15 protein-coding genes and 1 pseudogene are annotated in these 18,866 nt (G+C 73.0%); 9 read left to right on the top strand and 7 right to left on the bottom strand.

The window, feature by feature from the left end; translation table 11 throughout:
- Positions 1 to 28 precede the first annotated feature (28 nt).
- Positions 29 to 2,116, bottom strand: coding sequence for a SpoIIE family protein phosphatase (locus IE295_RS28295; RefSeq protein WP_190066612.1), 2,088 nt, complete (start codon positions 2,114 to 2,116; stop codon positions 29 to 31).
- 79 nt (positions 2,117 to 2,195) lie between these two features.
- Here IE295_RS28295 and IE295_RS28290 point away from each other — a divergent pair, with 79 nt between their 5' ends.
- Positions 2,196 to 3,626 carry a lipase maturation factor family protein gene (locus tag IE295_RS28290; RefSeq protein ID WP_190066611.1) on the top strand — a complete coding sequence of 477 codons (1,431 nt, stop codon included), beginning with the start codon at positions 2,196 to 2,198 and terminating at the stop codon, positions 3,624 to 3,626.
- A 67-nt stretch (positions 3,627 to 3,693) separates the two neighbouring features.
- On the opposite strand, the gene IE295_RS28285 is transcribed toward IE295_RS28290, so the two are convergent.
- Positions 3,694 to 5,139, bottom strand: coding sequence for an FAD-dependent monooxygenase (locus IE295_RS28285; RefSeq protein ID WP_224323432.1), 1,446 nt, complete (start codon positions 5,137 to 5,139; stop codon positions 3,694 to 3,696).
- 125 nt (positions 5,140 to 5,264) lie between these two features.
- On the opposite strand from IE295_RS28285, the gene IE295_RS28280 reads away from it, so the two are divergent.
- Both IE295_RS28280 and ligD (IE295_RS28275) read left to right on the top strand, forming a co-directional pair.
- Entirely contained in the window at positions 5,265 to 6,269 is a 1,005-nt protein-coding gene (locus IE295_RS28280; RefSeq protein ID WP_190066678.1) for a PHP domain-containing protein, read from the top strand.
- Positions 6,270 to 6,301: 32 nt separating this feature from the next.
- On the top strand, positions 6,302 to 7,225 hold the full coding sequence (gene ligD, locus IE295_RS28275) for a non-homologous end-joining DNA ligase (RefSeq protein WP_190066610.1): 924 nt from the start codon (positions 6,302 to 6,304) through the stop codon (positions 7,223 to 7,225).
- 7 nt (positions 7,226 to 7,232) lie between these two features.
- Here the strand turns inward: ligD (IE295_RS28275) and ligD (IE295_RS28270) are convergent, their stop codons facing one another.
- On the bottom strand, positions 7,233 to 8,153 hold the full coding sequence (gene ligD / locus IE295_RS28270) for a non-homologous end-joining DNA ligase (RefSeq protein ID WP_190066609.1): 921 nt from the start codon (positions 8,151 to 8,153) through the stop codon (positions 7,233 to 7,235).
- Positions 8,154 to 8,185: 32 nt separating this feature from the next.
- Between ligD (IE295_RS28270) and ku the strand changes: the two genes are divergently transcribed.
- Complete coding sequence (ku, locus tag IE295_RS28265; RefSeq protein ID WP_190066608.1) at positions 8,186 to 9,151, top strand: non-homologous end joining protein Ku; 966 nt, start codon at positions 8,186 to 8,188, stop codon at positions 9,149 to 9,151.
- 36 nt (positions 9,152 to 9,187) lie between these two features.
- Here the strand turns inward: ku and IE295_RS28260 are convergent, their stop codons facing one another.
- Both IE295_RS28260 and IE295_RS28255 read right to left on the bottom strand, forming a co-directional pair.
- Positions 9,188 to 9,355 carry a hypothetical protein gene (locus tag IE295_RS28260; RefSeq protein WP_229923009.1) on the bottom strand — a complete coding sequence of 56 codons (168 nt, stop codon included), beginning with the start codon at positions 9,353 to 9,355 and terminating at the stop codon, positions 9,188 to 9,190.
- A gap of 59 nt (positions 9,356 to 9,414) precedes the next feature.
- Positions 9,415 to 11,892, bottom strand: a complete 2,478-nt coding sequence (locus tag IE295_RS28255) for an ATP-binding protein (RefSeq protein WP_190066606.1) — start codon at positions 11,890 to 11,892, stop codon at positions 9,415 to 9,417.
- Between the two features lie 405 nt (positions 11,893 to 12,297).
- Here IE295_RS28255 and IE295_RS28250 point away from each other — a divergent pair, with 405 nt between their 5' ends.
- From IE295_RS28250 to IE295_RS28230, 5 genes are read left to right on the top strand one after another with little or no spacing between them, the layout of a single operon-like run.
- Positions 12,298 to 13,785 carry a sensor histidine kinase gene (locus tag IE295_RS28250; RefSeq protein ID WP_190066605.1) on the top strand — a complete coding sequence of 496 codons (1,488 nt, stop codon included), beginning with the start codon at positions 12,298 to 12,300 and terminating at the stop codon, positions 13,783 to 13,785.
- A 25-nt stretch (positions 13,786 to 13,810) separates the two neighbouring features.
- On the top strand, positions 13,811 to 14,197 hold the full coding sequence (locus IE295_RS28245; RefSeq protein WP_086571098.1) for a roadblock/LC7 domain-containing protein: 387 nt from the start codon (positions 13,811 to 13,813) through the stop codon (positions 14,195 to 14,197).
- Positions 14,194 to 14,553 (top strand): DUF742 domain-containing protein, encoded by a 360-nt coding sequence (locus tag IE295_RS28240; protein WP_190066604.1) that lies wholly within the window; start codon positions 14,194 to 14,196, stop codon positions 14,551 to 14,553. The genes IE295_RS28245 and IE295_RS28240 overlap by 4 nt, the downstream gene beginning before the upstream one ends.
- Positions 14,534 to 15,157 carry a GTP-binding protein gene (locus tag IE295_RS28235; protein ID WP_190066603.1) on the top strand — a complete coding sequence of 208 codons (624 nt, stop codon included), beginning with the start codon at positions 14,534 to 14,536 and terminating at the stop codon, positions 15,155 to 15,157. Before IE295_RS28240 ends, IE295_RS28235 begins: the two co-directional genes overlap by 20 nt.
- Positions 15,154 to 16,605, top strand: coding sequence for a cytochrome P450 (locus IE295_RS28230; RefSeq protein WP_224323435.1), 1,452 nt, complete (start codon positions 15,154 to 15,156; stop codon positions 16,603 to 16,605). The genes IE295_RS28235 and IE295_RS28230 overlap by 4 nt, the downstream gene beginning before the upstream one ends.
- Positions 16,606 to 16,889: 284 nt before the next feature.
- On the opposite strand, the pseudogene IE295_RS33835 reads toward IE295_RS28230, so the two are convergent.
- Positions 16,890 to 17,708 (bottom strand): annotated as a pseudogene (locus IE295_RS33835) (terpene synthase family protein); the annotation flags it as partial.
- Position 17,709: 1 nt separating this feature from the next.
- Positions 17,710 to 18,558, bottom strand: coding sequence for a class I SAM-dependent methyltransferase (locus IE295_RS28225; protein WP_224323436.1), 849 nt, complete (start codon positions 18,556 to 18,558; stop codon positions 17,710 to 17,712).
- Positions 18,559 to 18,866 lie beyond the last annotated feature (308 nt).

Genomic DNA, 18,866 nt, shown 5'->3' with positions numbered 1-18,866 from the left:
GGCGCTCTCGGGGGCGGGCGGCCGGTCTTCAGTCGGCGGCGTCGGCGGCGTGCTGCCCGTCGGTGACGACGAATTCGCACCAGACGGACTTTCCGGTGCCGCGCGACTCCACGCCCCAGACGTCGGTCAGCTCCTCGACCAGCAGCAGCCCCCGGCCCGAGACCCCCGCCTCGCCCGGCTCGCGGCGGCGCGGCAGGACGCTGGACTTGTCCTCGACCTCGACCCGTACCCGCCGTTCGGGGCCGGGCATCATACGGATCGTCACCACGGCGGCCCCGTCGGTGTGCAGCAGGGCGTTGGTGACCAACTCGTCGGCGACCAGCTCGATCTCGTCGGATCGTTCCCGGGCGCCCCAGGCCCGTACCGCCGCGCGGATCATGTGCCGGCCGGCCGAGAGGGCCTCGGGGTCGGCGGGGGCGATGTGCTGCTGCAGCCGTCCCCCGCCGCGTACGGCGGGGCCGTGGCGGCGCAGCAGCAGGACGGCCATGTCGTCCTCCCCGATGCGCTCACCGATCGCGTCGCACAGCAGGTCGGCCAGCTTGTGGAGGTCGTAGGGGCCCTCGCGGACGGCGGTGGAGAGCGTGCGGATGCCCTCGTCGAGGTCGGATCCGGGCTCCTCGACCAGACCGTCGGTGAACATCATCAGGGTCTCCCCCGGGTCCAGTTCGACGGTGGTCACGGGGTAGTCGAGGCGGCCGAACTCGGCGGACAGGCCCAGCGGCAGTCCTCCCGAGACGGGCAGGCGGCGGACGGTGCCGTCGGTGTGGCGCAGCAGCGGGTCTATGTGGCCGGCGCGGACCAGCTGGACGACCCCGGTGGCGAGGTCGGCCTCGGCGTAGGTGCAGGTCGCGAAGCGGTCGGTCTCGAGCTCGTAGAGGAAGGAGGAGGCGCGGGCCATGACGGTGGCGGGGGCGTGGCCCTCGGTGGCGTAGGCCCGCAGGACGATGCGCAGCTGGCCCATGACGGCCGCGGCGTGGGTGTCGTGGCCCTGGACGTCGCCGATGACGGCCCCGACCCGGCCGCCGGGCAGCGGGATGGCGTCGTACCAGTCGCCGCCGATGTCCCGGCCCATGCGGGCGGAGCGGTAGCGGACGGCGATCTGGGCGCCGGGGATCTCGGGGATGCGGCGCGGGAGCATGGCCTGCTGGAGGCCCTCGGCGAGGTCGTGCTCCTGGTCGAAGAGCATGGCGCGGGCGATGCTCTGGGCGAGGCTGCTGCTCAGCGCGATGAAGAGGTTGCGCTCGTGCTGGGTGAAGCCGCGCGCCTCGCGGTAGAGGAGGCCGAGGGCGCCGATGGGGCGGGCCTGGGCGACCAGCGGGAGGTAGGCGGCGGAGGCGATGCCGATGTCCTTGATGCGCTCCCACAGCCAGGGGTAGGAGGTGGCGAACTCCTCGCGGGACTCGATGAAGCGCGGGACGAGGGTGCGGATGACGTCGCTCATGGGGAAGTTGTCGTCGACCCGGGTGTAGCGGGTGCCGGGGATGAAGTGCTCGGAGGGGCCCTCGGCGACGAGGTGGATCCGGCCGGACTCGACGAGGCCGAGGACGAGCAGGTCGGAGCCGAGGTGCTCGACGGCCTGGGCGTCCTTGAAGAAGTCGATGACGTCCTGGACGGTCCTGGCGTGGGCCAGGGCGGCGGTGATGGCCTCCACCACGGTGGTCTGGTGGCGTCGCTCGAGGTCCTGCTCGCGCGGCCCGGCCTGGCCGAGCTCCTCGCCGGCGTCACGGACGATGCCCATGATGCGGCAGGGGCGTCCCTGCTCGTCGCGCCGGATGAGGCCCTGGGTGTACGTCCAGCGCAGGCTGCCGTCCTCCCCTCGGACGCGGTAGTAGGCGCCGTAGCTCTCGCGGCCCTCCTTCAGGGCGCGGGCGACCTGGGCGTCGAGCCTGGTGGCGTCGGGGCGGGGCAGCCGGCCGGAGAGGTCGGAGATGTTGCCGTGGAAGGCCTCCGCCGGCATCTCCAGGACCTCGAGGGCCACGGGGTCCAGGTGCAGGCGTCCGCTGACGAGGTCCCAGTCGAAGCTTCCCGTGCGGTGGAGGGCGTGGATCAGCTCCGGGCGGGCGGGCCAGTCGTCCGGCGGCGCTGCGGCGGCGGGCGTCGCTCCCCGATCAACCATAGGGCCACTCTGCCACCTTTTGTCGGTTTCTTCGATGGGACTGCGAGCTCCCGGCGGCAGCGGTGGTACGGATACCGGCATGGAGTGGTTCACGGCCCCCGGCTACTGGCTGAGCCGGCTCGTCCTGCAGCGCGCGCTCGCCGCCGTCTACCTGGTGGCCTTCCTCTCGGCCGCCCTGCAGTTCCGCGCGCTCATCGGCGCGCGGGGCATGCTGCCGGTGCCCCGGTTCGTCGCCTACGTCCCCCTGCGCCGGTCGCCCAGCGTCTTCCACCTCCACTACTCCGACCGCTTCTTCGCCGCCTGGGCCTGGGGCGGCGCGCTGCTGGCGGCCGCGGTGACGGCGGGGGCGGCGGACGCGGTGCCGCTGTGGGCGTCGATGCTGATGTGGCTGGCGCTGTGGGCGCTGTACCTGTCCATCGTGAACGTCGGCCAGACCTGGTACGGCTTCGGCTGGGAGTCGCTGCTGCTGGAGGCCGGCTTCCTGGCGGTCTTCCTGGGCAACGCGCGGACGGACCCGCCCGTGCTGGTGCTGTGGCTGGTGCGGTGGCTGCTGTTCCGCGTGGAGTTCGGCGCGGGGCTGATCAAGCTGCGCGGGGACCCCTGCTGGCGGAATCTGACCTGCCTGTACTACCACCACGAGACCCAGCCCATGCCCGGGCCGCTGAGCTGGTTCTTCCACCGGCTGCCCCGGCCGCTGCACCGCGTGGAGACGGCCGCCAACCACGTCGCCCAGCTCGTGGTGCCCATCGGGCTCTTCGCCCCGCAGCCGGTGGCGAGCGTCGCGGCCGGCGTGATCATCTGCACCCAGCTCTGGCTGGTCGCCTCCGGCAACTTCTCCTGGCTGAACTGGCTGACCATCGTCCTGGCCTTCGCCGCCGTCGACGGTCAGGCGATGGCGGACGTGTTCTCCGTGGCGCGCCACGCACCGCTGGGCCCGGCGCCCGTGTGGTACGAGGTCCTGGTCCTCGCCGCGACGGCGCTGGTGGTGGTGCTCAGCTGGTGGCCCGCGCGCAATCTGCTCTCCCGGCACCAGCGGATGAACATGTCCTTCAATGTGTTTCACCTGGTCAACACCTACGGTGCCTTCGGCAGCGTCAACCGCAGCCGGCACGAGGTGGTCGTCGAGGGCACCGACGAGGAGACCCTCACCGACGGGACGGTCTGGAAGGAGTACGGCTTCAGGGGCAAGCCGGGCGACCCCCGCCGGCTCCCCCGCCAGTTCGCCCCGTACCACCTGCGACTGGACTGGCTGATGTGGTTCGCGGGGATCTCACCGGCCTACGCGCGGGAGTGGTTCGGCCCCTTCGTCGAACGGCTGCTGACGGGCGACCCGGCGACCCTGCGCCTGCTGCGGCACAACCCCTTCCCCACCGCCCCGCCCACCCACGTCCGCGCCCGGCTCTACCTCTACCGCTTCACCACCTGGCGGGAGCTGCGGGAGACCGGCGCCTGGTGGCACCGCACCCTCGAGCGCGAGTACCTCCCGCCCACACGGCTGGCCAGGCGCTGACCGGCGCGCGGGCGGGGAAGCACGCCGGCCCCGCCGCGCGGCCGGTCAGCTGCCGGCCGGCAGCCGGTCAGCGGGCCGCCAGGCCGGCGCGGGCCATTTCGTCGGCAGTGACCGGCGGCTCGTGCGGCGGCCGGAGGCCGGGGCCGCGCGCCACGCGCAGCGCCACGTCGGGCGCGAACAGCCGCGACAACGGCGCCGACAGCGTCATCACGTCGAGCAGCACCCGGGTCACGGCGTGGTCCACCGTCCCCGTGCGCATCAGGCGCTGCAGATAGCCCCGCAGCAGCCGCGTGGCGGCCGGCGGCCGCTCGCCGACGGCGCCCGGGTAGTGGATGTCCTCGCCGGCCGCCATGGCCCAGGCCGCGTCCGCCGTACGGGCGAGGGCGCGCTGGGCACGGCGGGCCACCCGGGGGTCGGCGAGCACCTCCCCCGCCAGGACCTCGCGCAGCGCGACCGCGTCGAGGGCGGCCACCGACATGCCGTGCCCGTAGACGGGGTTGTAGGCGGCGACGGCGTCCCCGGTGACGACGAAGCCGGCGGGCCAGGCGTCCAGGCGCTCGAAGCGGCGGCGCCGGTTGACGGTGGAGCGGTTGAGGTGGACGTCGGTCAGCGGCTCCGCGCGGGCGATGAGGTCGGCCGCGATGGGGTGGCGCAGCCGGCGCGCGAACGGCTCGAACGCGTCGTTGTCCCGGGAGGGTTCGCCGCCGCGCGTGCCGGAGACGGTCATCAGCCACCGCCCGCCCTCGACGGGGTGCATGGTCATCCCCTGGCCCGGCAGGTCCCTGCCCGGCGAGGGCGCGACGCTCACCAGGGGGAAGTCCTCGGCGCCCGGCGGTGCCCGGAAGAGCCGGCTGGCGTAGACCAGGCCGGAGTCGACGGTCTCCTCCCGGACCGCGGGCAGGCCGAGCCCGGTCAGCCAGCGGGGGGCCCGCGAGCCGCGGCCGGTGGCGTCGACGACGAAGTCGGCCGCCAGCGTGCCCGGGCCGCCGTTCCCCTCGTCGGTCAGGCGCACGCCGGTGACCCGCCGGGCGTCGCCGGTCAGGCCGTGGACCTCGACGCCCTCCCGCACGGTGACCCGCGGCAGGGCCGTCACCCGCTGCCGGACGACCAGGTCGAGCAGGTCACGGCTGCAGGAGATGAGGAACTGCCGCTCGGCCGCGCGCGGGATCCAGCCCTGTGCCGACAGCGACACCAGGGCGGTGGGCAGCGCCATCCGCCGGGCCCCCGCCGCCAGCCAGGCGTCGGTGATCCCGGGCAGCAGCGACTCCATGGCCCGGGCCCCGCCGGAGAGCAGCACATGGGCGTGCCGGGCCTGCGGCAGGCCCTTGCGCGGCAGGGCCGTCGCCGGGAGCCGGTCGCGCTCGAGCACCACCACCTCGTCGGCGTGGCCGGTCAGCACGGACGCGGCCAGCATGCCGGCCAGTCCCCCGCCGAGGACCACCGCCCGGCGGGGCCTTGCGGCCGGCGGGCCGTGCCGCGGGGTGCTCGTCTCGGCTCTCTCCTCGACGCTCACGTCCGCCTCCTCGAGGTCGCTGCGCGGGAAGGTGCTCCGGGTTGGTCCTGCCCGTACGGGGCCCGGGCCGAACGCGTGCGAACGCGCGAGGGGTAGCGCACGGTGGTGGTGTGGAGGCAGAGGCCATGGAACCGGTGGAGGCGCTCGAGCGCATCGCGTTCCTGCTGGAGCGCGCCCAGGCGCCCACCTACCGGGTGAAGGCGTTCCGGACGGCCGCCGCCGTGGTCGGCGCGATGCCGGACGAGGAGGTGCGCCGCCGCGCCGCCGACGGATCCCTCACCGGCCTGAAGGGCGTCGGGCCCAAGACCGCGGCGGTGGTGACCGAGGCCGTGCGCGGCGAGGTGCCCGGCTATCTGGCCCGCCTGGAGGAGGAGGCCGGGCCGCTGGCGGAGGGCGGGCTGGAGCTGCGGGCGGCGCTGCGCGGCGACTGCCATCTGCACTCGGACTGGTCGGACGGCGGCAGCCCGATCGGGGAGATGGCCCGCGCCGCCCGGGCGCTGGGCCACGAGTGGGCCGTCCTCACCGACCACTCCCCCCGGCTGACGATCGCCCGCGGCCTGTCGCCGGAGCGGCTGCGCGAGCAGCTCGAGGTGGTCGCGGAGGTCGACGAGCTGTTCGGGGACGGCTTCCGGCTGCTGACCGGCATCGAGTGCGACATCCTGGCCGACGGCTCGCTGGACCAGGACCCGGAGCTGCTCGAGCGCCTGGACGTGGTGGTCGCCTCGGTGCACTCCAAGCTGCGGATGGACGCCGAGTCCATGACGCGCCGCATGGTGGCCGCCGTCGCCAATCCCCTCGTCGACGTCCTGGGGCACTGCACGGGGCGGATCCTGGGCCACCGGCCGGAGTCGGAGTTCGACGCGGCGATGGTCTTCGCCGCGTGCGCCCGCTTCGGCACCGCCGTGGAGATCAACTGCCGGCCCGAGCGCCTCGACCCCCCGCGCAGGCTGCTGCGCGAGGCGCTGGACGCGGGGGTGCTGTTCTCCATCGACAGCGACGCCCACGCCCCGGGCCAGCTCGACTGGCAGATCCACGGGTGTGCGCGGGCCGAGGAGTGCGGCGTGCCCGCCGACCGCGTCGTCACCACCTGGACGGCGGAGGAGCTGCTGGACTGGGCCGGGTCGACGTGACGCCGGCGCACGACCTCCCGGAGATCGGGCCCATGCTGGCCACGCCGGCCCCGCTGCCCGCCGAGGACGACGAGGCGTCCTGGGGCTTCGAGGTCAAGTGGGACGGCGTGCGCTGCGTGGTCGGCGCACCGGGCGACGGCACCCTGCGGCTGGTCACCCGGGCGGGCAACGACGCCACCCGGACCTACCCCGAGCTGCAGGGGCTCGGCGAGCGGCTGGCGGGCCGGCCGGTGGTGCTCGACGGGGAGATCGTGGTGGTGGACGAGCGGGGGCGGCCCGACTTCGGGCTGCTGCAGCGGAGGATGGGGGTCACCAACCCGCGCCGCGCGGCGCACCTGGCGATGGAGTGCCCCGTCCACCTGATGCTCTTCGACGTCATGTACCTCGACGGCGCGCTGCTGACCGAGCTCCCCTACCGGGAGCGCCGCGCCCTGCTGTACGGGCTGGGCCTCGGGGGGCCCAACTGGTCGGTGCCCGCGCATCTGGAGGGGCACGGCCGGCAGGCGTGGGACGCCACGCTGGCGAGCGGCTTCGAGGGGGTGCTGGCCAAGCGGCTGACGTCCCGCTACCTGCCGGGCGTCCGGTCACCCGACTGGCGCAAGACCAAGCACGTGATCACCCTCGACGTGGTCATCGGCGGCTGGGCGGAGGGACGGGGCCGCCTCTCCGGGCTTCCCGGCGCCGTGCTGACCGGCCTGCCGGAGCCGTCCGGCCTGCGCTACACCGGTTCCGTGGGTTCCGGGCTCTCCGAATACGAACGCGGGGAGCTGGCCCGCTACCTGGGGGTGATCCCGCGCGACGGTTCCCCCTTCACCGGCCCGGTCGACGTGAGCGGCGCGCACTGGGTCGAGCCGCGCCTGGTGGCGGAGGTCGTCTTCTCCGGCTGGACGGCCGGCGGGCGGCTGCGGCACCCGACCTGGCACCGGCTGCGCCCGGACCTGACGCGGCTGGGGTGAGTCCCTGTCAGGGCAGCGGCGCCCGGGTGTCGTCGCCGGCGAGGGGTGCCAGCGGGTCGCCGTGGGCGTCGAGGCGGTCGAGGACCTCCTCCGGGGTGAAGGCGAGTTCGCCGGGCTCGGCGCAGGCCGCGACCTCGTCCCAGGTGACGGGGGCGGCGACGCCCGGGCGGTCGGGCAGCAGGCGCACGGTGTAGGGGGCGGCGGTGGTCTTCGCGCTCGCGTTCTGCGACCAGTCGATGAGCACCTTGCCCTCGCGTTCGGCCTTGGTCATGGAGACGACCACGAGGCCGGGGTGTTCGTTCATCATCGAGGTGGCCAGGCGCTTGGCGTAGTGCCCGGTGGCCCGGCCGGAGGTGGCCTCGACGGGCGCGTACAGGTGCAGCCCCTTGGCGCCGGAGACCACCGGATAGGCCGTGAGCCCGTCGTCGGCGAGCAGCTGGCGCAGCCGCTGGGCGACGCGGCAGCAGACGACGAGGTCGGCGCCGGGGCCGGGGTCGAGGTCGAGGACCAGGCGGTCGTGGCCGTCGGGGCCGGCTTCGGCGGTCCACTGCGGGACGTGCACCTCGTACGCGCCGAGGTTCACCATGGCGATCAGGGCCGCCGTGGAATCGATCATCACCTGTTCGGCCACCCCGTCCTTGTGCCGGACCGGTACCCGGGGCACCCAGCCGGGTGATCCGTTGGGCGGGGTCTTGGCGACCCAGCTCTGCCCGCCGGTGCCCTCGGGGGCGCGGACGAAGGAGGCGGCCCGGCCCGCCGCGTGCGGCAGCATCGCCGGGGCGGCGCCGGCGTAGTACCGCAGGATCTGGGCCTTGGTGTGCCCGGAGGCCGCGAAGAGCACCCGGTCGAGGTGGGAGAGGGACAGCCTGCGGCCCTCGACCTCCACCACCTGCCGTTCCGGGGACTGCCGCTCCGAAGAAGTGGACATATGGTGATAATTCCCACGGAGGGACACGAGCTATGCGGACGATGTGGAAGGGCGCGATCGGGTTCGGGCTGGTCTCCGTCCCCGTACGGCTGTACGCCGCCACCGAGGAGCACGGCACCAGGCTGCACCAGGTCCACGACGCGGACGGCGGCCGGATCCACCTCAAGCGGGTCTGCGACGCGTGCGGCAAGGAGATCGACTACGAGCACGTCGCCAGGGGCTTCGAGGACGACGAGGGCAACACCGCCGTCCTGACCAAGAGCGACCTGGCCGGCCTGCCCCTGCCGAGCAAGAAGCTCATCGACGTCCTGGCCTTCGTCGACGCCGACCGCATCGACCCCCTGCGGCTGTCCGGCGCCTACTACCTGGCGCCGGACAACGCCGCCGCCGGCAAGCCGTACGTCCTGCTGCGCGAGACCCTCAAGCAGACCGAACGGGTGGCCGTCACCAAGATCGCACTGCGCACCCGGGAGTCCCTGGCGCTGCTGCGCGTCCACGACGACCTGCTGACCCTGCACACGATGTACTGGCCCGACGAGATCCGCGAGCCCGCGGGCCTGGCCCCGCCCGCCTCGGTCACCGTGCGCCCGCAGGAACTCAAGATGGCCACCAGCCTGATGGACACCCTCTCCGAGGACTTCGACCTGGAGTCGCTGGAGGACGAGTACGAGGTCGCCCTCGGCGAGCTCATCAGCGCCCACCTCGAACACCGGCCCGCGCCCAAGAAGGCCACCGCGGCCGCCCCCGACAACGTCATCGACCTGATGGCCGCCCTGCAGGCGTCCATCGACACGGCGGGCAAGAAGGGCGGGGCCGCCGAGAAGGCCCCGGGAAGGGCTCCGGCCGCCGCGAAGAAGACGACGGAGACGAAGAAGCGCGCGGCCGCGAAGAAGTCCGCCGCCTCCTCGACGACGAAGAAGGCCGCCACCGCCAGGACGACGAAGGCGGCCGGGACGGCCAAGAGCGCGACCAAGAAGTCGGGCCGCCGCGCGGGCTGACCCGCCCCGCGCCACGGCCCCCGGCCGACCGGTCCCCTACCGGACCGGCTGCCCCTCTTCCCCGGCGAGCGCGGCGACCTCTTCCCGGGCCGTCGCCGCGAGTCCCTCCGCCCCGCACTCCTCCGCGAGCACCAGCCCCTCGCTCAGCTGCGCCTCGGCCTCCCCGGACCGCCCGGCCCGCCGCAGCGCCACGCCGTGGTCCACCAGCGCGGCCGCGTACTCGGAGCGGCAGGGGGACCTGCGCAGATGCTCGAGCGCCTGCGTCAGCCGGGGCAGACCTCGTGCTCCTCGACCACCCGCGCGGACCGCCGCAGCGCCTCGCCCATGGCGGTGTCCGTACCGAAGAGGGCGGCGTTGCGCACCGCCTGCTCGGCCAGCGCCCGGGCCCGTTCGGGCTCCTCGGGCGCCACGGCCAGGGCCAGGTCGAGGGCCCAGGGCGCCCAGAGGGTGTTGTTGCGGCCGCGCTCCTCGAGCCGGCGCCCGGCGGCCTCCAGCTCCGCGACGGCCTCCTTCCGCCGGCCGAGCGCCAGCAGCAGGCGGCCGACCACGCTCGGCGCGTCGGGCATCACCATCGCCGGAGGATAGGGCGGCCCGAACGCGTACGTCTCGGCGACGACCCGGGCCTCGTCCACCCGGCCGCGGGCGAGGAGCGTGTCGATGAGCAGACAGGTCCCGTCCCACTGGATGGGCAGCCCCGGCCCCAGCCGGTCGGCCAGGCGCAGCCCCTCGCGCAGGAAGCCCTCGGCGAGGTCGAGCTTGCCGCGCCGCAGGTGGACCATGCCGAGGAACTCGTGGGCGAACGCCAGGTGGGCGCCGCGCCATCCGGAGATCTCGAAGGACCGCACGGCCTCGTTGAAGAGCTCCTCGGCCTGGTCGAGCCGGTCGGTGTAGGCGTAGGTGATGCCGACGACGCTGGGGATCTCGAAGCCCCACTCGGTGTTGGTCCAGGACATGCCGGGGTCGAGCCGGCCGTCCTTGAGCACCCGGTCGTTGAGCTCGGTCACCCGCACGGCGTCCTCGCCGCGGATCATCGCGTCGAAGGCACGCAGCGCGAGCATGGCCCGCTCGGCGTTGTCCCGGCCCTGCAGGGGGTCGGCGAGCCGGGCGAGCCGCCGCGAACGCTCGTGCGCGCCCTCTTCCTCCAGCTGGATGCCCTTCCAGAGGTAGTGCGCGGCCTGCAGCCGCATGCGTCCCGGCCCGTCCGGGGTGTTCGCCTCCTGCTCGGCGACCACCCGGGCCGCCTCCTCCAGCTGGCTGTTGTGGGCGTAGGCCTGCGAGAGCCGGTACGTGGCGTCGACGCGCACTTCCCTGGGCAGGCCGGGCAGCTCGAGGGCCGAGCGCAGGTGGTTGATGGTGGTGGGCGGGGACGTCAGCAGCGCGGAGCAGCCGAGTTCGTAGAGGACGGCGGCCCGGTCGTCCGGGGGCGGCGGCTCGGCCAGCGCGCGCTCCAGACAGCGGCTGGCCGCCTCGGGCGCCCCGACGGCGAGGTGCTCGCGGGCGGCCTCGCGCAGGGATTCCACGAGCTCCGCGTCGCCGTCGGGGTGGACCTCCAGCAGGTGCCGCGAGGCGGCGGCGGCGCCGAGGCCGGCGTTGGTGAGCGCCCAGGCCGCCAGGCCGTGCATCGCGGTGCGGGTGGCGGGCGGGACGGCCTGGTAGACGGCCGTGGCGATCAGCGGGTGGACGAATTCCAGCGTCTCGGCGCCGGTCAGGATGCGCGCCTCGCGCAGCCGGTCCGCGCAGTCGTCGGCCTCCGCGGGGCTCATCCCGGCGAGCATGGCGGCCCGGCGCGGCGAGATCTCGGTGCCGAGCACGGAGGCCGCCCAGGCGAACCGGGTGGCGGACGTGCCCAGCCGCTCCAGCCGGGTCACCAGGCCGCTGCCGCGGGCGGCGGCGCCGAGCTCGCGCAGCAGGACCGCCGACTCCTCGGCCGGCTTCAGGCCCCGGTCGCACGCCTTGGCGATCAGCTCCGTGGTCTCGTAGGGGTTGCCGCCGGTGACGGCCCACACCTCGCGGCAGAAGGGGTCGTCGGCCTTGTCCCCCAGGGCGGCGCGGACCAGCTCGGCCACCGCGCGCGGGGTGAGGGCGTGCAGCACGACCGGGCGGTGGCCGCGGCCGCCGACCAGCTCCTGGAAGGCGGGGGTGTGGGCGGGAAGTTCGTCGTGCCGGTAGGCGACGACCATCAGCAGCGGCAGGTCGCCGAGGCGCACCGCGAACGAGGAGAGCCAGGCGAGGGACTCCGCGTCGCCCCAGTGCGCGTCGTCGACGATCAGGATCAACGGGGCGCGGGTCAGCGCCATTTGCGTGACCAGCCAGTCGATGCCGTCGCGCACGCCCTGCGGGTCGGCGGGCGGGCCGACGGGCGGCGCGATGCCGAGCGCCGGGCCCGCGATGTCGAACCAGCCGCCGAGCAGCTCCTCGCGCTGCGCCGGCGTCATGGCGGCGAGGGCCGGCTGCAGGAGCTGCCGGACGATGTGGAAGGGGACGGTCTCCCCCGAGGCGCTGCAGCGGGCGTGGAGCACGGTGCAGCCCTCGTACCCGGCGGCCATCCGCCGCAGCTCGCTCAGCAGCGCCGTCTTGCCCGCTCCCGCCTCCCCGCTGTACAGCAACAGGCCGCCCTGCGCCGGCCGCCCCTCGGCGACGCCGGCGCACAGGGCCTCGACGGCCTGCCGGGTAGCGGTGATCTCCTGCTCGCGCTCGAACAGGGCGTTGTGCGGGCGTCGTTCACGCTGTTGCCCCGTCATAAGAGTGTCTCCCGTATGAGTGTGGTGCAGCGAGCCTAGACCCGTCGGCCGGGCTTGTGGACAGGGTTCCGCCAGCCGAACCACCCGGGAGCGTGACCCCACCAGCGAATCGAACGCCCATTCCGCTATTCAAAGATTTATTCGGCGGGCATGGTGCGGGGTCATTGTGAACCCTTTCGAATTCGCCTGTCAGCCCATTCTGCGAATATGACAACTTCACGTCGTCACACCGCACGACAGGCTACGCTCCATCTCGCACAGCTGGTTGCGGCAACCGCAGCACGCTGCTGCCCCCTGCTGCGCCGCGCAGCCGGAGAAGCCGCCGCGCATTTCGCGGCAGGGCGGCGCTCCCCTTATTTCCCCATGCCGCACGCACATCATTTCCCAAGAGCTTCGAGGACGTCGATGGCTGGTACTGGATCGTCACAGCAAGGCAGGCGGCCCGCCTCCTCCCTCATATGGCTGGTACCCCCTGTCGTGCTGGCGGTCTGCACGGCCGCCGCGGCCCTCCTCACGCCCGACGGGGCGCGCGTGCCGGCCCTGTGGTGCGGCACGGCGGCGACCCTGGCGGTGGCCGTCACCTCGTCCGAGACCGCGCGCCGGGGGCGGGTGATCGACGCGCTGCGCCGGCGGAGCGCCGAGCAGGAGGCCGTACTGCGCCACCGGCTCGTCCAACAGGAGGCCGAGACCCAGCGGTTGGCGCGCGAACTGCTCCCCGCGGCCGTCCGCATGCTGCAGCAGGGCGCGTCCACCGAAGAGGTCCTGCGCGAGGTGGCTCCGCGCACCTCTCTGGACCCGTCGTTCCTGGCCGCCCACCGCGCCGTGCTCCGTTCGGTGCTGGAGGCGGTGCAGGCCGAGGAGGGGCTGCGCGAGTCCGCGCACCGCGCGTTCGTCAACATCGCCCGCCGGGTGCAGGCGATCGTGCACCAACAGGCCACCGACCTCCGCGAGATGGAGGACCGGCACGGCAACAGCCCCGAGGTCTTCGGCGACCTGCTGCACCTGGACCACGAGACCGCGCTGGTCGGCCGGCTCGCCGACAGCATCGCGGTGCTCGGCGGCTCCCGGCCCGGCCGTCAGTGGAAGAACCCGGTGCCCCTGTACAACGTCCTGCGCGGCGCGATGTCCCGGATCATGGACTACCGCCGGGTCGACCTCCACTCGGTGGCCGACGTCGCCGTGGTGGGCCCCGGGGTGGAGCCGCTGATCCACGCGCTGGCCGAGCTGCTGGACAACGCCACCCGCTACTCCCCGCCGCAGACCCGCGTCCACCTGACCGCCGTGGAGGTCCAGTCGGGGGTCGCGGTCGAGATCGAGGACGCCGGCGTCGGCCTCACCGACGAGGCCCGGCGGCGCGCCGAGGCCGTGCTGGAGATCGCCGACCGCGGGCTCGACCTCAACGACCTCGGCGAGACCCCCCGGCTCGGCCTGGCCGTCGTCAGCAAGCTCGCCAAGACCTACGCCTTCCGGGTCTCCCTGCGCCCCTCGGCCTACGGCGGGGTGCGGGCGGTCCTGATCGTGCCGGAGGACCTCACCACCCCGAGCGCGACGCCGGGCGGCGAGATCGCCCGGGCGGCCACCCTGCCGCCCCCCAAGATCAGGAAGAAGCCGGGCCGGCCGCTCCCGGACCTCCCCTTCGACGCACAGGCCGTCGCCTCGCACAGCTCCGGCGGGCTGCCGCAGCGTCGCAGGCGGGCCCCCGGGCTGGCCGCGCGCGGTGTGCGGGCCGGCGCGGCGGCCCCGGCGGCCGCCCCGCGCCACCAGCCCCCGGCCGAGCCTCCCCCGCAGCCGGGCATGTGGCTGGCCGCCTTCACGAGCGCCGTCAACGGCGAGGCTCGTCCGGCGGGTTCCGGGGGACCGAACAGTGATGAATCGTCAGACGAGAAAGAGTAGCCAAGTGACGCAGCCGCGGTTCAACATGGACTGGATGCTCAAGGACCTGGCATCCAGCGTCCCTCAGACGCGCCACGTGATCGTGCTGTCCTCGGACGGCCTGCGCATGGCTCAGCACGGCTCGGACACGGATGCCGCGGACCGCCTGGCAGCCGCCTGCGCCGGACTGCAGAGCCTCTCCACGGCGGTGGCCGCCGAGTTCCCCAACGGCGACGGCCGGATGCGCCTGGTCGTGATCGAGGTCGACGGCGGCTTCTTCTATCTGATGGCGGCCGGCGCGGGGGCGTACCTGGCGGTGCTGGCGGACGACGACGTGGACGCCGGGCTGATGGGACAGCGGATGCGCGACCTGGTGGCCCGCATCGGCGAGCATCTCACCAGTCCGCCGCGCGTCAGCGGGCCGGTGGCATGAGCAAAGCCGGAAAAGCGTGGGACCCCGGCAATCCGGACCGGCTCTACATCATCACCAGCGGCCGCAGCCGTACGGGCAAGCAGGCCAAGCTCGACCTGGTGACGCTGGTCGTCGCCCGGGCCGACCCCGACCCCGGGCTCCAGCCCGAGCACTCCGCCATCGTCCAGATGTGCGACTACCCGCTCTCCGTCGCCGAGATATCCGCGTACCTCACGTTACCCGTCAGCACCGTGACCGTCCTGGTCACCGATCTGCTCAAGGAAGACCAGGTGGAGGCCAGGCCCCCCGTACCGGTCGCCGCCCTGCCCAATGTCCAGCTCCTGGAGGCGGTGATGCATGGACTACAAAACCTCTGACTCATACGCCGGCCCCAGGAAGGAGGACATCCTTCCCTCCTCGACGGCGGCCGCCGTCAAGGTGGTGATCGTCGGCGGGTTCGGTGTCGGCAAGACGACGCTGGTGGGCACGGTCAGCGAGATCAGACCGCTGACCACCGAGGAGACGATGACCCAGGCCGGCGTCGGCGTGGACGACCTCGCCGGCATCGAGCACAAGATCGAAACCACCGTGGCCATGGACTTCGGCCGGATCAGCATCAACGAGCAGCTGGTGCTGTATCTGTTCGGCACTCCGGGCCAGGAGCGCTTCTGGTTCCTGTGGGACGGCCTCTTCGAAGGCGCCCTGGGCGCGGTGGTGCTGCTCGACACCCGCCGCCTGGAGGTGAGTTACGACGTGATCGGGCTCCTGGAGGAACGCGGCGTCCCGTTCGTGGTCGCCGTCAACACCTTCCCCGGGGCGCCCGTCCACCCCATGACGGAACTGCGCTCCGCCATGGACCTGCCCGAGTCGGTCCCCATGTTCACCTGTGACGCGCGTGACCGCGTCTCCTGCCGGGACACGCTGATGGCGCTCATGCGCTACCTCTACCACCTCACGAACGAGATCTCGGAGCCACAGTGACCCCACCCGACGAGCACTCCCAGGCGGACACCACCCTGGCCGCTCCCCCGCCGCAGTGCCCGGCCCACGCCTACGGCCCCGGGGGCGTCGCGCGGCTGTACGGTCCGGCCGCGGAGGCCGACCCGATGGGACTGTACGAGCAGCTGCGCGACCGGCACGGCGGCGTGGCCCCCGTCCTGCTCCACGGTGATCTGCCCGCCTGGCTGATCCTGGGGTACCGCGAGAACCTCGACGTCACCCGCACGCCCTCGCGCTTCTCGCGCGACTCCCGCATCTGGCGCGACATGCGCGAGGGCAAGCTGACCCCCGATCACCCCCTGGCGCCGATCTCGACCTGGCAGCCCATCTGCGCGTTCGCCGACGGCCAGGTCCACGAGCGGTGGCGCGGCGCCATCAACGACTCCCTCGGCCGCTTCGACCGGCGCGGGGTCCGGCGCCACATCACCCGCTTCGCCGACCAGCTGGTCGACACCTTCTGCCTCAAGGGCAGCACCGATCTCGTGCACGAGTTCGCGGAGCCGCTGCCCATGCTGGTCATGACCCAGCTGCTGGGCATGCCCGAGGAGTACGGCCCCCGGCTGGTCAAGGCCGCCCGTGACATGATCAAGGGCACCGAGACCGCCGTCGCCAGCAACGAGTACGTGCAGGAGGCCCTGCGCAAGCTGGTCGCCCGCAAGCGCACGGACCCCGGCCCCGACTTCACCAGCTGGCTGCTGGAGCACTCCAGCGAGCTCACCGACGACGAGGTGCAGCAGCATCTGCGGCTGGTGCTCATCGCCGCGTTCGAGACCACGGCCAATCTGATCGCGAACACTCTGCGGATGCTGCTGACCGACCCCCGCTGCCGCGCCAATCTGGCCGGCGGGCACATGACGCTGCCCGACGCAGTCGAGCAGGTCCTCTGGGACGAGCCTCCCTTCACCACCATCCTCGGCCGCTGGGCGACCCAGGACACGGAACTCGGCGGGCAGAAGATCAAGGCCGGGGACGCCCTCGTGCTGGGCCTCGCCGCGGCCAACGTCGACACCGCGATCCGCCCCGACCCCACCACGCCCGTCCACGGCAACCGCTCCCACCTCGCCTTCAGCGGCGGTGCACACGAGTGCCCCGGCCAGGACATCGGCCGTGCCATCGCGGACACCGGCATCGAGGCGCTGCTGAACCGGCTGCCCGACATCCAGCTGGCCGCCCCCGAGGACGAACTGCGCTGGATCTCGTCCCTGATGTCACGTCATCTCGTGGCGCTGCCGGTCAAGTTCACTTCGCAGCAGCCGCTGCCCGCCGAGCGGACCGAACCGGTGACCACGACCGCGGCCATCGCGGATCACGAGTCCGGCCGGGCCTTGGCGCCCGAGCAGCCCACGGCGATCCCGGCGCCGCCGGTCCGCGCCTCCGGCACCCGCGCCTCCCGGTGGAGGTCGCTGACGCGGTGGTTCCGGCGCCGCTGAGCCGTGGCGTCGAGCTGATCCCACCACCAGGCCGCCGACGCTATGGGCAGCGGCCCGGTGCCGGGGTCGCTGGGGGTGTCGCGCCACGTTATGCCGTAGGTCGCGCCGGGGACCGGGAGGTCGTAACGGTTCCGCGGGCTGGCGTAGCGCGGCGCGGCGTTCATCCACCGGATGCAGCCGGAGATGTAGTGCCCCAGCGCCTCGAGGTAGCGCAGCAGCTCCGGGTCGGCTTCGCGGGCGATCTGTTCGCGGAGCCGCAGGAAGAGCGTCATGGCACGGTCCCTTATGGCCAGGGCGTCGCGCAGGGCCCGCTCCGGGGAGCTGCCGTCGTGGTGGACGAGGACGTTGACGATGTTCTGGTCCGTGGTCTCCTGGTTGTCCTCCTTGGCGTAGGAGAACAGGTCGTTGTCACAGCTGACGATGAAGCCGGCGGCCTCGGTGAGGGCCTGCACCGGGGCGGAGTACAGGTCGCTGTCCGGCACCTCGATGCCACTGGCGATCTCGCTCCAGGACAGCGAGAAGCGGGTTCCGTTGATGGACGGCCGCAGGGCGACGTAGTCGGAGAGCGTGGGCATGACGCGGCGCTCGATGTTGCTGACCTGCCAGGAGGCGCCGAGCAGCCAGTCCCGCATCCCCTCGGCCACGCGCCGGAGCTGGACCGGTGTGGCCATGGCGCGGGTGCGGGCCGCGAGGTCCTCCAGGGCCGCGTCGAACGGGCTGTCGCCGAGCATGGCGGAGCCCGGGGCCTCCAGGGAGCGGGAGATCCGCGCGTTGAGGTCCACGATGGCGGCCGTGCGGATGTCGGCGCTGCCGGTGTCGTGCCAGACGTCGTCGAGGGCGAACGCCCAGTGGTTCCACTCGATGAACAGCAGCAGCGGCTCGTCCCGGCCGTAGGGGATGATGCGGCAGCTGAAGTCGGTGCTGTGGGTGGCGATGCTCCAGGCCCGTTCGGTCTCGTCGCGGAAGATGCCGGTCGAGTCCAGCCAGGAGATGGCCCGTCGCTCCAGCTCGTCCACGCGCGGGTGGACGGGCGATTCGATCGGGCAGTAGAACGGCGGTAGCCGCCAGCCGATCGCCGAAGCGCGCACTGCGCCGTCGCTCATGTCACCTTCCTTCGAGCCGGAAGAGCAGCTGGCGGGTCTCGACGGCGTGGTCGCGCCACACCCGGAAGAGCTTGCCGTGGGCGAGCGCCGACTCCAGCAGCCGGTTCTTCGCGATGGGGGACTGCGTGCCCGCGTGTTCCACCCGGTCGAGCTCGGCCGTGGTCCAGGCCATGGACTGCACCCAGAACTCGGCCACGCGGTCGGTCAGGTCCTCGTCCTGTTCCAGGGTGAAGCCGGCGGCGTGGGCGGCCGCGATGTACTCGGGGAGCGTGCCCAGGCGGGTCTTGTAATAGCCGTCGATGAAGGCCGTCCACTCGGGGCGGCACAGGAAGTGTTCCTGGATGCCGAACCAGCCGCCCGGCTTGAGCGCCTTGGCCACCACCGAGAAGAGCCGCTCGCGGTCCATGTATCCCGAGCTCTCGATGGCGACGGCCGCGTCGTACGTCCGCTCCTCGCGCAGGTCGTGGATGTCGCCGAGGACCGGGGTGACGCGGTCCTCGACGCCGGCCTTGCGGACCAGTTCGGCCATCACGGGGACGTGTTTGGCGGTCACGGTGATGGCGGTGACGGAGCAACCGTACTCCTGGGCCCAGTAGATGGACCCGCCGCCGAGGCCGCAGCCGATGTCGAAGAGCCGGGCGGGTGGGTTCTCGGCCACGCGCCAGGCCTGGGCCGCGTGCGCGAGCGCGGCCTCCTGGGAGTCGAACAGGCGCCGCCTGAGCATGGTCTGCGACACCGTGGTGTTGGGGGTGGCACCGGTATCGAAGATGCCCACGTGGAAGTGCACCCGCGGTCCAGGCCCGTACTTGTGCAGGATGTCCGTGGTCTTGCGCGAGTAGTACGAAGGCACCTGGGTCTTATCACGTACCACGTCAGCAGCAGCGGTCACTTCAGCAACAAGGTGGTCCATGAAGTCCTCCGGGACATCGGCTGTCGGTGGATGGACGAACGGAACGGTCGGCTACGAAGGGGGACGGTCCCCTCCGGCGGGATACCTATTCGATCACGCGTGCGTGTCACGCCGCCCCCCAGCGACCAACGGCCAGCGTTCCTGTCCAGTTTTGCCCGGTACCTGCCCACGCCGGGTCAGCGATAACCCACGGTACGTACCGGCACGGGCCTTTCTGACGTGCGCGACTACGATCGATTCGCTTCACC

Origin of the sequence: Streptomyces griseocarneus (assembly GCF_014655595.1) — a bacterium.
GTDB classification, from domain to species: Bacteria; Actinomycetota; Actinomycetes; order Streptomycetales; family Streptomycetaceae; genus Streptomyces; species Streptomyces griseocarneus.
This window is presented reverse-complemented; position numbering and strand designations above follow the sequence as displayed.

What these genes read in the sequence shown, in the direction of transcription:
- IE295_RS28255 (WP_190066606.1), bottom strand. Translation starts at nt 11,892, where the DNA reads ATGACGGGGCAACAGCGTGAACGACGCCCGCACAACGCCCTGTTCGAG.
- IE295_RS28280 (WP_190066678.1), top strand. Translation starts at nt 5,265, where the DNA reads ATGGAACCGGTGGAGGCGCTCGAGCGCATCGCGTTCCTGCTGGAGCGC.
- IE295_RS28295 (WP_190066612.1), bottom strand. Translation starts at nt 2,116, where the DNA reads ATGGTTGATCGGGGAGCGACGCCCGCCGCCGCAGCGCCGCCGGACGAC.
- ligD (WP_190066610.1), top strand. Translation starts at nt 6,302, where the DNA reads ATGCTGGCCACGCCGGCCCCGCTGCCCGCCGAGGACGACGAGGCGTCC.
- IE295_RS28240 (WP_190066604.1), top strand. Translation starts at nt 14,194, where the DNA reads ATGAGCAAAGCCGGAAAAGCGTGGGACCCCGGCAATCCGGACCGGCTC.
- ku (WP_190066608.1), top strand. Translation starts at nt 8,186, where the DNA reads ATGCGGACGATGTGGAAGGGCGCGATCGGGTTCGGGCTGGTCTCCGTC.
- IE295_RS28290 (WP_190066611.1), top strand. Translation starts at nt 2,196, where the DNA reads ATGGAGTGGTTCACGGCCCCCGGCTACTGGCTGAGCCGGCTCGTCCTG.
- ligD (WP_190066609.1), bottom strand. Translation starts at nt 8,153, where the DNA reads ATGTCCACTTCTTCGGAGCGGCAGTCCCCGGAACGGCAGGTGGTGGAG.
- IE295_RS28235 (WP_190066603.1), top strand. Translation starts at nt 14,534, where the DNA reads ATGGACTACAAAACCTCTGACTCATACGCCGGCCCCAGGAAGGAGGAC.
- IE295_RS28245 (WP_086571098.1), top strand. Translation starts at nt 13,811, where the DNA reads ATGGACTGGATGCTCAAGGACCTGGCATCCAGCGTCCCTCAGACGCGC.
- IE295_RS28250 (WP_190066605.1), top strand. Translation starts at nt 12,298, where the DNA reads ATGGCTGGTACTGGATCGTCACAGCAAGGCAGGCGGCCCGCCTCCTCC.